Here is a 12318-nt window from a genome sequence, read left to right on the forward strand (position 1 = left end):
GGCGGCTGGCTTGGCCGAAGCAGTTCGATTAGGGTAAACGAGGGCGCGATCCTGGGGCGCGCGCGGTCGCCTTCGCAAGGCATGGTCCGTGGGATCAATGTCGTGCTGTGGGCCACGCGAAAGGCCTGCTCAAGGCTCCTCCTTGCGCCCTATCCAACTGGCAAGAACGGCGTCGATGCCCTGTGATGGCTTTGCCGGCGGGCGTTTGAAACTGCCGCGACTGGCGCCTTTGGGGTAGAGGCGGGCGAGGCCTGCGGCCTGGATGGTTGCGGCTCTGATCGGGTCGATCAGCATGGCCGGGACGTCATTTTCGATTTCGCCTGCAAGGCCGGCGATCGGGGCGCCGGCGAGGATGAGGCAGTCTGCCTTTCGGCTGGCGGTGATGCAGGTTTTGAGGAGCGGCGTGCGGAGATCTTCGGCAACCGTGCCGATGTTTTCAAAGCTGTCCTCCGGCGTGAAGGTGCCGGAAAACCGGGCGCCGAGACCCATCCGTGTCACCTTTTCGCCGTACCAGGGGGCAAGTTGCGGTGTGAAGGTGACGAAGGCGAAGCGTTCGCCAAGCGAGAGTGCCGTCACCATCGCCGCTTCGCTCATGCCGGTGACGGGAATATCGAAGAGCTCGCGGGCGGCACTGAGGCCCGGATCGCCGAAGGCGGCAATGATTGCCGCATCGAATGTGCCTGCCTTCTCCGCCAGCATCGACAGCACCTCGGCCCCTGCAAGCTGAGCTTCCGCGCGCGAGGAGATATAGGCGAAGCCCCGGCGTGCGGTCATTGTCACCAGCTCCGCGTCGGGTGGCAGGACTGTTCTCGCCGCGGCGGCGAGGCGTTCCGTCAGGGCTTGCGTCGTGTTCGGGTTAATCAGCAGGAGCCGCATCAGTAACCGAGCCTTTCCGGAAGCCAGGTCACAAGTTCCGGCACCAGCATGCAGACCAGCAGCACGGCATACATGGCGGCGATGAAGGGCCAGCTTTCGCGCACCAGTTCACCCATCTTCACCCCTGTCACGCCGCAGATGACGAAGAGCACCACGCCGACCGGCGGCGTCAGCATGCCGATCACCAGGTTGAGAACGAAGAGGAAGCCGAAATGCAGCGGATCGATGCCATATTGCAGGGCGACCGGGTGGAACAGCGGCACCAGCATGATGTAGGCGGCGTTCGATTCCAGGAACATGCCGACCAGAAGCAACATCACGGCGATCAGGCAGAGGAAGGCGAACGGATTGTCGGTCAGCCCCTGCATGAAGCCGGCAAGCTTCATCGGCAGAAGGTCGATGGTGAAGAGAAAGGTGACGGTCGCGGCAAAGGCGATCATCGCGCCGACCAGCGCCGAGGTCTTCGCCGCATCGAGCAGCACATGCGGCAGGTCTGCGAGCTTGAGCCGCCGTGTAACGAAGAAACCGAGAAAGAGCGCGTAGCAGACACCGGCGGCGGCCCCTTCCGTCGGCGTGAAAACGCCGCCGACAATGCCGCCGATGACGATGACCGGCATCAGGAAGACGACGAGGTTGCGGCGTGTCTGGAGCCAGATATTCGAAAATGTGATGGGTTGGCCCGCCAGCGGATAGTCGCGCTTCCAGGCAATGAACCAGCAAAGCGCCATGAAGGTCAGAAACAGCAGGATACCGGGGATGACGCCCGACATGAACATGCCGCCGACCGAAACCGAGGAACCGGCCATGAAGGCATAGACGATCATGGCGCCGGATGGCGGGATGATCGGCCCGAGATTGGCGGCGGCAGCGACAATGCCGGACGAAAAGCCGAGGCCGTACTGCTTCTTCAGCGATGGCACCAGCGTGGAGGCCAGCGCCGAGGCATCGGCCACCGCTGCACCCGAGACAGAGGCAAGGCCCGCGCCGGAAACGATGGTCACCTGGGCCAGTCCTCCGCGCACACGGCCGATGAAGGCATTGGCGAAATCGATCAGCCGTTCCATGATGCCGCCCTTCAGCATAAGCTCACCGGCAATCATGAACAGAGGGATCGACATCAGCGGGAAGGAATTGACGGCGTTGAGAATGCGCGGCGCCATGACGTTGACATCGAAACCCGCGATCCAGAGCCCGACAAGCGCTGCAACGCCAAGCGAAAAGGCAAGCGGCATGCCGAGAAACGCAAGGGCCAGAAAGCTGGCGATGACGATCAGGCTCATGGGCTTGGCTCCGCCGGATAGAGCGAAAGATAAAGAAGGTGGAGCGTGGCATGGGCCGCGCCGATGATGATCGGGAAGAAGAACACGCTCGAGGTCAGATCGATCGTGCCGAGGCGTTCCGACCAGGTGACTTGCGCGGTGATGATCGAAGTCCAGAACACGATGATCATCAGCACGGCGGCGATCAGGTTCATCAGCCGCGCCAGGGTCCGGCGCGGCATGGCCGGCAGGCGGGAGACCAGCATGTCGATGCTGACATGGGTTCCCTCGCGAATGCCGAGCGGGATGGCGATGAAGATCGTCGCGACGAAGGCGAGCCGGCTGATTTCATCGGCCCAGTCAAACGAGCTGTTGAAGACATAGCGCATCACCACCTGGGCAGAGACGACGATGACCATGATGGCAGCGCTCGTCATGACGAGGATGCGGGCGCACCAGTCGGCGCCCGCAAGGATTTTTGAGAAGAGGTGGTCGAAAACCATCGGTTTACATATTGGATTTGGCGGTTTCATCATCGAGCAGCTGGACCAGATCGGGGTCGATCCTGCTCTTCGTGTCAGCAGCCACGCCTGCAGTCTTCTCGCGCAGTGCTGCGGCCAGTTCGGGTGAAACCTCGGTGAAAGTCATGCCTTTTTCGACAAGCTGGTCAAGCCCTGCGGCATCCTGCTCTTCGGCGAGTTCGCGCTGATAGGCGATCGCCGTGCCGATGGCATCGATGACGATCTGCTGGGTATCGCTGTCGAGCCCTTCAAACCATTCCTTGTTGCCGACAACGGAGATGAAGTCGAAGAAGTGGCCGGTGTTGGAGACGTATTTCTGCACTTCGGCATAGCCGGCGACATTGATGATGGCGAAGGGGTTTTCCTCACCGTCGATGACGCCCTGTTCAAGCGCGGAATAGAGCTCCTTCACATCCATGGCGACCGGATTGGCACCAAGCGCGCGGAAGGTGGCGAGATGGGTCTCGTTTGGCTGCAGGCGGATTTTCAGGCCCTCGATATCCTCGACCGTCTCGATCGGGCGTACATTGTTGGTGAGCTGGCGGAAGCCGAGCTCCATATAGCCGAGCGACGTCATGCCCTCATCGGCGAGCTTTTCGTCAAGGGCTGCACCCACGGGGCCATCGACGATGGAAAAGGCCTGTTCGCGATCCTTGAACTGGAAGGGCAGGCCGATGATTTCGAGGCCGGGCACTGTGCGGGTGAGGTAAGCGGTGCCGACCCACATCATCTCGATCGAGCCGAGCTTCACGGCTTGCACGTTTTCCGCCGCGCCGCCGAGCTGCTGGGCGGGGAAGATGTTGACGTCGATTTCGCCATTGGAAAGGCGCTCGACCTCTTCCTCGAATTTCGCCATGGCGAGCGATGAGGAATGTTCGGCGGCAAAGTTTCCGGCGACGCGGATGGTCTGCTTGGCATGAGCGGCGGTGACGCCGGAAAGGGCGAGCGCCGCGGTGGCGAAAAGGGTAAGGACTGTTTTCATGGCTGGGTTACTCCAGGGTTTCAGCTTGGGCGAGGGAGGAGGCGGGCGAACCACCGAAAAGCCGGTTCACCCGCGATTCAATCACCGAGGCGATTTCGGCCAGGGTCAGGGCATGCTCTTCGAGCGCCGAGTGATCGAGGCGGCGCGTGAAGGTCTCGAACAGCGTCCCGAGATCGGGAACGCGGTGAAGGGCGATGATGAAGGGGTAGCCGAAGCGGGCGCTGTAGGCCGTGTTGAGGGCTGCAAGCCGCGCCGCTTCTTCCCGCGAAAGAGCAAGCAGGCCGAGGCGCGCCTGTTCGCCGGTGGAAGCGGCGGTCATGCGACCGGCCATGGCTTCGCTGCCGGCCAGTTCGGGGTGGACGGAAAAGAGGGCGCGCTGCCGCCTCACGCCGGAGCGGTAGATCGTCTCCATCAGCGCTTCGGCAAGCGCCGCGCTGTCGGCGAACGGCCTTGCCGCCAGGCTGGCCTCGCAGACCCAGGCCGAACGTTCGACAAGCGGCTCCATCATGGAAAGCGCCTGGTCATCTGCTGCGGCGTTGAGGGTCATTATGGCGCTGTTCATGTCTTTGGCTGCCCGGTCTGATTGCAATGCACTTCTGTTGACCGCAATGCTACGCGCATTCCTTCATGACTCTCCATGTTATTAAAGGTAACTCTCCATTCTAATTTATAGTATGGTTGGTCATGGCGCTTCATCTCGTACCCCGCAGTCTCCAATATGTCGAAGCGGTTTCGACCCACGGTTCGATCCAGGCGGCCTCGCGCGCCATCGGCATCGCGGCCTCGGCCATCGACCGGCAGATCAAGCTTCTGGAGGCGCGGCTCGAGGTGCAGCTCTTCGACCGCACCGCGACCGGCATGTCGCTGTCACCCGCAGGCGAGATGTTCGTGGTCCTGGCGCGGCGCTGGAATGCCGACGAAAACCGCATCTGGTCGGATGTGAAGCAGATGCAGGGCGTCAATCTCGGCCATATTCGGCTGGTGGCGATGGACAGCCTGGCAAACGGCGTGCTGCCGCGCTTCCTGCATCATGTCGCCGACGTCTATCCGAAAGTGCGCATCGACGTGGAAATCGCCACGCCGGATGATGCCGTGACGGCGCTTCGGGCTGACGAGGCCGATATCGCGCTGGCTTTCAACATGAAGCCCCAGCGCGACATACATGTCCTCTGGACCGACGACCTGCCGCTCCATTGCATCGCCGCGCCCCGCCATCCGATCGCCGGCCGGAAGGAGGTGAAGCTTGCCACGGTGCGCGACCACGCGATTGCCGTACAAAGCCCGGCGCTGGCGATCCGGCGAATACTGGAGGCCCATCACGGCTGGATTTTTTCCGAGAACCGCCCGCCCGTGGTGACCAATTCGCTGCAGCTTCTCAAACAGCTCGTCCTTTCCGGCAGCCATGTGGCGCTGACCTCCGAACTCGACACCGCCCAGGAACTGCTCGACGGCACGCTGGTCGCCATTCCGGTGAAGGGGCTCACCATCGGCCCGCAAACCATCTCGCTCGGTATCAGCGCCCGCCGCCCCCTGCCACTGATCGCCACAAAGGTGGCCGATCTCCTGGCAAAGGATGTGGCTGGGATCCTCTCGGAAGTGCGCGCAAGAGAGACGAAGGCGTGAGGATCCCGAGCGCGCGTCTTGTCCGGTTTGTTATCTTTCAGACCGAAATTCCTGCACATGGTGGCCTGAAGGCAGGCCGCAGGCCATTTTTGCCAAACTTGAGATGCCCAACGTCCGGGCTGACAAAACAGTGTCCAAATCCTGCACCGGCGACCAACACTATTTTACCAGAAATATCAAATATTTAACTCTCTCCTGGTGAGGCCTTTTTGCTGTTTTGCGCCGATACACCCGTCGCGAGATGCAACAGACCCGCAATCGCACCATGAAGGTCGATACCGAGAAGGGTGCCTCCCTGTCCGCCGGCATGCCGCGTTTGTGCGCTAGCCCAGTTGTGGCGAAACCTGTTTGCGGATCCAGTTGATGAACTGGACGGTCAGAGGTTTGATTTCTCCTGCCGGGACTGCAACGAAATAGCTTCTTTCCTGCATGTCCGGCGCCGAAACGATTTCGGCAAGCGACCCTTGCTGAAGCTCTCGTTCGATCAGGTAGGTCGGCAGGATCGCGGCGCCGAGACCGGCAACGGCCGCGCTGATGAGGAGAGAGAACTGGTCGAAATAGCTGCCGGTTCGCAATGATCCCTCCACCGTGGGCAGCGTCTGGCGCAAAGCGTCCCATAGCAGCGGCCGCGACGACAGGTGCAGACGGGGTGCATGGAACAGGTTGGCGGGTTCACGCAGACCGAATTCATCGATCAGCCTGGGTGCTGCGACGACCGCCAGTTTCTCCTTGCACAGATGGGTCAGGCGCGCGCCGGGCCAGTCTTCGACACCGAAATGAATGGCAAGATCGACAGCGTTCTCCACCATATTGAAGGGTTCCGTGCGGCTTTGAACCACCAGTTCAAGATCCGGCTTGTCGGTCTTGAAATTTGTGAGCCGGGGTATGAGCCATCGGGCGCCGAATGTCGGCAGGACCGCAATGCTCAGGACCTCCTTGCGGCTTCCCGCAGCGACGGCGTTGCCGATCGTCTGGCGCAATCGCCCAAGGTCGAGCGTCAGTTCCCGATAGAGGTTTCGTCCCGCATCCGTCAGGCCAACTCCGCGCCCCTGACGCAGGAAGAGCGCCGCGCCAATCTGCTCTTCCAGCTCTTTGACATGTCGGCTGACGGCCCCTTGTGTCAGCCCCAACTCTTCGGCGGCCTCGGTGAAGCTTTGGTGCTTTGCCGCGGCTTCGAAACACCGCAGGAGCGCGAGGGAGGGCAGTGGATTGGAGATCTGCATCAGAGGACTCATTAAGTTAACTCATGCAAAAATGCCTTTTGTTCGTATTTTATGCAAGTCAAATCCGGTTCAAGATGCGCAGGCTCTCTGGAGGGATGAGTTGCGGGGGTGGGTCGACGCAGTGATCGTTCGGACCAGGACGACGCCGGCCAGCGCGGTGGAGAATATTCAAGCGCCTGGTCGACCCTTTCGGGGATGATTTGAAATCGGCCTGTTCCGACAGGTGACGCACTGGGAGGCAATGCGAAATGAGTGACGGTCACGGACCTTCTCTGTCCAGGTTCACGTGGGAAGATCCGTTCTTGCTCGAGGATCAGTTGAGCGATGAGGAGCGCCTGATCCGCGATGCCGCCCATGGCTATGCCCAGGACAACCTGCAGCGACGCGTAATCGCAGCCTATCGGGATGAGACGACAGACCCGGATATCTTCCGCGAAATGGGCGAGATGGGCCTTCTGGGCGTCACCGTGCCCGAGGAATATGGCGGGGTTGGCGCCTCCTATGTCGCCTATGGTCTCGTTGCGCGTGAGGTTGAGAGAGTCGATAGCGGCTATCGCTCGATGATGAGCGTCCAGTCCTCGTTGGTGATGTATCCGATCCATGCCTACGGCTCCGAGGACCAACGCCGGAAATACCTTCCGAAACTGGCCTCGGGCGAATTCATCGGCTGCTTCGGGTTGACCGAACCAGATGCAGGGTCGGATCCGGGGGGCATGCGGACCACGGCCAGAAAGACCGATGGCGGCTACGTGCTGAATGGCACCAAGATGTGGATCTCGAACGCGCCGATCGCCGATGTTTTCGTTGTCTGGGCCAAGTCCGAAGCGCATGGCGGCAAGATCCGTGGCTTCGTCCTCGACAGGGGGCTAAAAGGTCTGTCGGCGCCCAAGATCGCCGGCAAGCTGAGCTTGCGTGCCTCCGTGACCGGCGAGATCGTCATGGACAATGTCGAGGTCGGGGAAGACGCGATCCTGCCCGGCGTCGAGGGATTGAAAGGACCGTTCGGGTGTCTGAACCGGGCGCGCTACGGCATCGCCTGGGGCGCGATGGGTGCAGCCGAGTTCTGCTGGCAGGCCGCGCGGCAATACGGCCTGGACCGCAAGCAGTTCGGCCGGCCGCTTGCCCAGACCCAATTGTTCCAGAAGAAACTGGCGGACATGCAGACCGAGATCGCACTTGGCCTTCAGGCCGCGCTGCGCGTCGGTCGGCTCATGGATGAAGGTCGGGCCGCGCCCGAGATGATATCGCTGATCAAACGCAACAACTGCGGCAAGGCCCTGGACATAGCCCGCGCCTCACGCGACATGCATGGCGGCAACGGCATATCGGAAGAGTTCCAGGTGATGCGGCACATGATCAATCTCGAGACCGTCAACACCTATGAAGGGACGCATGACGTCCACGCGCTGATCCTCGGGCGGGCCCAGACAGACCTGCAGGCCTTCTTCTGAGGATGGGCCCGATGGATCGCTCGACAATCGTTCACGAAAACTTCCTGCGGCGGGTCGCCCAACAGGACCTGCCCGCCGGAAAGGCGCCGGCCGGACCGCTTTCACGCGAGGGCGCCGTGTCCCTCTTCCGCTCCGGATGCCTTTGCCGGGCGCTGGATCGCACCAGCCGGAAGATGCAGGAGGAAAAACAGGGCTTCTACACGATCGGCTCCTCCGGTCACGAGGGAATGGCTGCCGTGGCAGCGGCCTTGCGGCCGACCGATATGGCCTTTCTTCACTACCGCGATGCGGCGTTTCAGATCCATCGCGCCAGCCAGGTGCCGGGCCAGTCCGTGACCTGGGACATGCTTTTGTCCTTTGCCTGTTCCGCCGAAGACCCGATCTCCGGGGGGCGGCACAAGGTGCTGGGATCGAAGATACTGGCCATTCCGCCGCAGACGTCCACGATCGCCAGTCACCTGCCAAAGGCGGTTGGCGCGGCCTATTCGATTGGGCTTGCCCGTCGTCACCCTCCCGAACACAAGGTCCTGGAGGATGACGGGATCGTCATGTGTTCATTTGGGGATGCGTCGAGCAATCACTCCACCGCCCAGGGCGCCTTCAACGCCGCGCAATGGACAGATTACCAATCGGTTCCGTTGCCGCTGCTTTTCGTCTGCGAGGACAACGGCATCGGGATATCGACGCGGACACCGAAAGGCTGGATCGCCGCAACCTTCTCGGCCCGCCCCGGCCTGAAATACTTCGCCTGCGACGGGCTCGACATCTTCGACACCTACCGCGTGGCGCGTGCGGCGGCGCACTACGTCCGCACCCGCCGCAAGCCGGCTTTCCTGCACATTCGCACGATCCGTCTCTACGGTCATGCCGGCGCAGATGTGGCCACGACCTATCTGTCGCGCGACTTCGTGGAAGCGGAAGAGGCGAACGACCCGTTGCTGCACACCGTGCGGCTCCTGGCCGAAGCGGGCGCCGCGACGCCGGCGGAGAGCCTCGAAATCTATGTCGAGACTGCGGAAAGGGTCGAGCGCATCGCAGCCGAGGCTGTCACCCGCCCCCGGCTGTCGACGGCCGGCGAGGTCATGGCCAGCATCATACCGCCGCCACGCGCCTGCAAGCCGACCAACGGCCCGGGCGCCGAGGACAGGGCGCGGGTCTTGGGCGGCGATCTGAAGGCGATGGCCGAACCCCAGACCATGTCGCGGCTCATCAACTGGGCGCTGACCGACCTGATGCTCGACCACGGCGAGATTGTGATGATGGGCGAGGATGTCGGCCGCAAGGGCGGCGTCTACGGCGTGACGCAGAAGCTGATGGCGCGTTTCGGCGCGTCCCGGGTCATCGACACGCTGCTTGACGAACAATCCATCCTCGGGCTCGGGCTTGGGCTCGCCCACAACGGCTTCCTGCCCGTCCCCGAAATCCAGTTCCTCGCCTATCTGCACAATGCGGAGGACCAGCTTCGCGGGGAGGCCGCGACGCTGCCGTTCTTCTCGAACGGGCAGTACACCAATCCGATGGTGCTGCGCATCGCAGGGCTTGGCTACCAGAAGGGCTTTGGCGGGCATTTTCACAATGACAATTCGGTGGCGGTGCTTCGCGATATTCCGGGGCTGATCCTGGCGTGTCCATCCAACGGCGCGGATGCCGCGATGATGCTGCGCGAATGTGTTCGGCTGGCCCGGGAGGAACAGAGGTTGGTCGTGTTCCTGGAACCGATCGCGCTCTACCACACGCGCGACCTGCATGAGGCGGGCGACAAGGGATGGATGACGACTTATCCCGACCGGTCACAACGTGTCGCGCTCGGCGAGGTCGGTATCCATGGCGACGGCGACGACCTTGCGATTGTCACCTTCGGCAACGGCGCCTACCTGTCTCTGCAGGCGAAGCGGGAATTGGAGCTATTGGGAATCGCAACGCGCGTGATCGATCTTCGCTGGCTGTCTCCACTGCCGGAGGAAGCCATCGAAAAGGCGGTGGCCGGCTGCAAGCATGTGCTGATCGTGGACGAGACCCGCCGGACCGGCGGCCTGGCGGAATCGCTCATGGCGCTGATGACCGAACGCACCACGATCCCGCATGTGCGCCTGTGCGCCGAGGACAGTTTCATCGCCACCGGCCCGTCCTATGCCGCGACGATGCCCTCGGCAGAGGCGATCGTGGCCGCCGCCCGCGCCCTGACGGGAGCATCGGCATGAAGACAGCCGCCATCATCTGTCCCGGTCGGGGAACCTACAACAAGTCGGAGCTTGGCTATCTCGGGCGGCACTTTCCCGATCCGGGCCTGCTTGCGCAATTCGACGCGCTGAGAAGCGCCGAGGGACAACCGACGCTCGGAGAACTCGACGGGGCCACCCGCTTCTCGATGGCCACGCACACTCGCGGCGACAATGCGGCGGGGCTGATCTATGCCGCGACGCTCGGCGACTTTCTGTCGATTGATCGCGAGCGCGTGAAGATCGTCGCGGTCACCGGCAATTCCATGGGATGGTACTCGGCGCTCGCTTGCGCCGGCGCCGTTTCGGCTCTGGACGGCTTCACGATTGCCAACACAATGGGCACGCTGATGCACGAGGCGATGATCGGCGGACAGGTGATCTATCCATTCGTCGGAGACGACTGGCGCCCGGATCCAGCCCGTAAGACGGCGCTGCTGGCGATTGTCGATGCCATCGCGGCGAAACCCGACCACTTCCTTTCAGTGTCGATCGATCTTGGCGGAATGCTGGTGCTTGCCGGCAATGAGGCGGGACTGGCAGCGTTTGAGGCAGCGGTCGAGCCCCTGCAGGGCAGGTTCCCCATGCGCCTTGGCAATCACGCGGCGTTTCACACGGAATTGCAGGCGCCGGTCGCCGCGCAGGGCCGCGCGATGCTGTCGCCCGCGCTTTTCACGCAACCCGATCTGCCGCTGATAGACGGGCGTGGCGAGATCTGGTGGCCGAAGACGGTCAGCACCGATGCGCTCCGGGACTACACGCTGGGGGCCCAGGTCACGGAAAGCTATGATTTCACCCGCGCCGTCACGGTCCTCGCGCGCGAGTTCGCTCCCGATCTCTTCATCGTCACCGGCCCCGGAACCACCCTTGGCGGCGCGGTTGCACAGTCGCTCATTCTCGCGAACTGGCGCGGCATGACCGGCAAGGAGGATTTCAAATCCGTCCAGGAGGCCTCACCGGTTCTGGCTTCCATGGGTCTGCCGGAACAGCGAGCCACGATATCGGGAGCAGGAATGCGATGACTGTTCCCATGCTCGGCACGAATTCAGCGCACGCGGTCCGGTCCCGGTCAGGAAAGGCTGTCATGGTTCGCCGGCAGCGCCCCGGCTTTTTCAAGGCTGGCGATGAACCGGGCCTTGCCGCGCAAGACATGCTCTTCCGACACCGCGCCAGCCGTTTCCGCATCGCCTTTCCGGAAGGCCTCCAGCATCAGCCGGTGGTCGTCGTTGCGTTCGCGAAAGCCGCTTTCCGTGGCGAGCGACTGGCTTCGGAAGAGATGCGACTGAAGCACAAGCCGTCGTTGCAGAACAATGAACGGACGGTTCCCTGTGGCCGAGGCAATGGCGTCGTGAAACTGGGTGTTCAGCCTGAAATAGGCGTCAATGTCGTTGTCGCCGATCGCCGCGTCCATCTTCGCGATCAGGCGGTCAAGCCCGTCCATCTGGCGATGCGAAAGGTTCCGCGCGGCTTCGCGCCCCCCGAGCCGCCACAGCGCGGCGCGGACGTCGTACTCGTGGAGCACGTCCTGCAGTTTCACCCGTCTGACAATGACGCCCCGGTTGGGGACGACCTCGACCAGGCCGGCCTCCTGAAGAATCCGGCAGGCTTCCCGAATGGGGCCACGGCTGACATCCCACTGAGCCGCAAGAGTTTTTTCTTTCAGGCGGTCGCCGGCCTTGAGATTCCCTTCGAGGATCAGATGCTCCAGCCGCTCAAGCAGCAGGTCCACAAGGGGACGGTCTTCGCGGTTGGCCTCCTGGCGCAGATCGGGCGTCACAGGTCGTCCTCCATTGGCTTCTCCTCCCAAAAGTGTCAGCACTATATGATAGTTGTTGACATAATTGATATAGTGATTACAAATTTTACAAAACCGCAGGTTGTTTTTGCGATAGGCTTCAGGGAGGTTTCGCCGACGGCGAAAAGAGAGGTGATGCCTGGCTTCGCGACCCGGGGAGGGTTTGCGCAAGGCACCTCGTGGGGCCCCGGCGCCGGCCCGGCCAGATATTCGTTCAGGGAGAGATCGGATCGGCTGTGGCACGGGGCAGCGCGTGCAAGTGGAGGATCACGCCGTCCCGGACATCGGAGCGTGACCATGCCGCGTTCTGAAAGGACGGCAACTGCCCGAGGAGGATCGGTCAGAATAATCTAGCGCATCGACCCAAAG

Annotated in this window: 11 protein-coding genes; 4 read left to right on the plus strand and 7 right to left on the minus strand. The window is 62.4% G+C overall.

The window, feature by feature from the left end; translation table 11 throughout:
• Nucleotides 1–129: 129 nt before the first annotated feature.
• Genes Mame_RS07715 through uraD form a run of 5 tightly spaced genes read right to left on the minus strand, consistent with a single transcriptional unit; the run spans nt 130 to nt 4200 of the window.
• A complete protein-coding gene (locus Mame_RS07715; protein ID WP_018067344.1) occupies nt 130–876 on the minus strand; it encodes an aspartate/glutamate racemase family protein in 747 nt (248 codons plus the stop codon).
• Nucleotides 876–2156, minus strand: a complete 1281-nt coding sequence (locus Mame_RS07720) for a TRAP transporter large permease (RefSeq protein WP_018067345.1) — start codon at nt 2154–2156, stop codon at nt 876–878. Before Mame_RS07720 ends, Mame_RS07715 begins: the two co-directional genes overlap by 1 nt.
• On the minus strand, nt 2153–2638 hold the full coding sequence (locus tag Mame_RS07725; protein ID WP_018067346.1) for a TRAP transporter small permease: 486 nt from the start codon (nt 2636–2638) through the stop codon (nt 2153–2155). Before Mame_RS07725 ends, Mame_RS07720 begins: the two co-directional genes overlap by 4 nt.
• Before the next feature lie 4 nt (nt 2639–2642).
• Nucleotides 2643–3638 carry a TRAP transporter substrate-binding protein gene (locus Mame_RS07730; RefSeq protein ID WP_018067347.1) on the minus strand — a complete coding sequence of 332 codons (996 nt, stop codon included), beginning with the start codon at nt 3636–3638 and terminating at the stop codon, nt 2643–2645.
• A gap of 7 nt (nt 3639–3645) precedes the next feature.
• On the minus strand, nt 3646–4200 hold the full coding sequence (uraD, locus tag Mame_RS07735; protein WP_079920726.1) for a 2-oxo-4-hydroxy-4-carboxy-5-ureidoimidazoline decarboxylase: 555 nt from the start codon (nt 4198–4200) through the stop codon (nt 3646–3648).
• A gap of 122 nt (nt 4201–4322) precedes the next feature.
• On the opposite strand from uraD, the gene Mame_RS07740 reads away from it, so the two are divergent.
• Nucleotides 4323–5261, plus strand: coding sequence for a LysR family transcriptional regulator (locus tag Mame_RS07740; protein ID WP_018067349.1), 939 nt, complete (start codon nt 4323–4325; stop codon nt 5259–5261).
• A 323-nt stretch (nt 5262–5584) separates the two neighbouring features.
• On the opposite strand, the gene Mame_RS07745 is transcribed toward Mame_RS07740, so the two are convergent.
• Entirely contained in the window at nt 5585–6484 is a 900-nt protein-coding gene (locus Mame_RS07745) for a LysR substrate-binding domain-containing protein (RefSeq protein ID WP_018067350.1), read from the minus strand.
• A gap of 248 nt (nt 6485–6732) precedes the next feature.
• Between Mame_RS07745 and Mame_RS07750 the strand changes: the two genes are divergently transcribed.
• From Mame_RS07750 to Mame_RS07760, 3 genes are read left to right on the plus strand one after another with little or no spacing between them, the layout of a single operon-like run.
• Complete coding sequence (locus Mame_RS07750) at nt 6733–7935, plus strand: acyl-CoA dehydrogenase (protein ID WP_026173920.1); 1203 nt, start codon at nt 6733–6735, stop codon at nt 7933–7935.
• Between the two features lie 11 nt (nt 7936–7946).
• Entirely contained in the window at nt 7947–10136 is a 2190-nt protein-coding gene (locus Mame_RS07755) for a dehydrogenase E1 component subunit alpha/beta (protein ID WP_018067352.1), read from the plus strand.
• The gene (locus Mame_RS07760) at nt 10133–11176 is read left to right on the plus strand and encodes an ACP S-malonyltransferase (protein WP_018067353.1); all 1044 of its coding nucleotides are present in this window, start codon (nt 10133–10135) and stop codon (nt 11174–11176) included. Before Mame_RS07755 ends, Mame_RS07760 begins: the two co-directional genes overlap by 4 nt.
• Nucleotides 11177–11223: 47 nt before the next feature.
• On the opposite strand, the gene Mame_RS07765 is transcribed toward Mame_RS07760, so the two are convergent.
• Nucleotides 11224–12120 (minus strand): GntR family transcriptional regulator, encoded by an 897-nt coding sequence (locus Mame_RS07765; protein WP_169929166.1) that lies wholly within the window; start codon nt 12118–12120, stop codon nt 11224–11226.
• Nucleotides 12121–12318 lie beyond the last annotated feature (198 nt).

It is taken from the genome of Martelella mediterranea DSM 17316 (assembly GCF_002043005.1).
GTDB classification, from domain to species: Bacteria; Pseudomonadota; Alphaproteobacteria; order Rhizobiales; family Rhizobiaceae; genus Martelella; species Martelella mediterranea.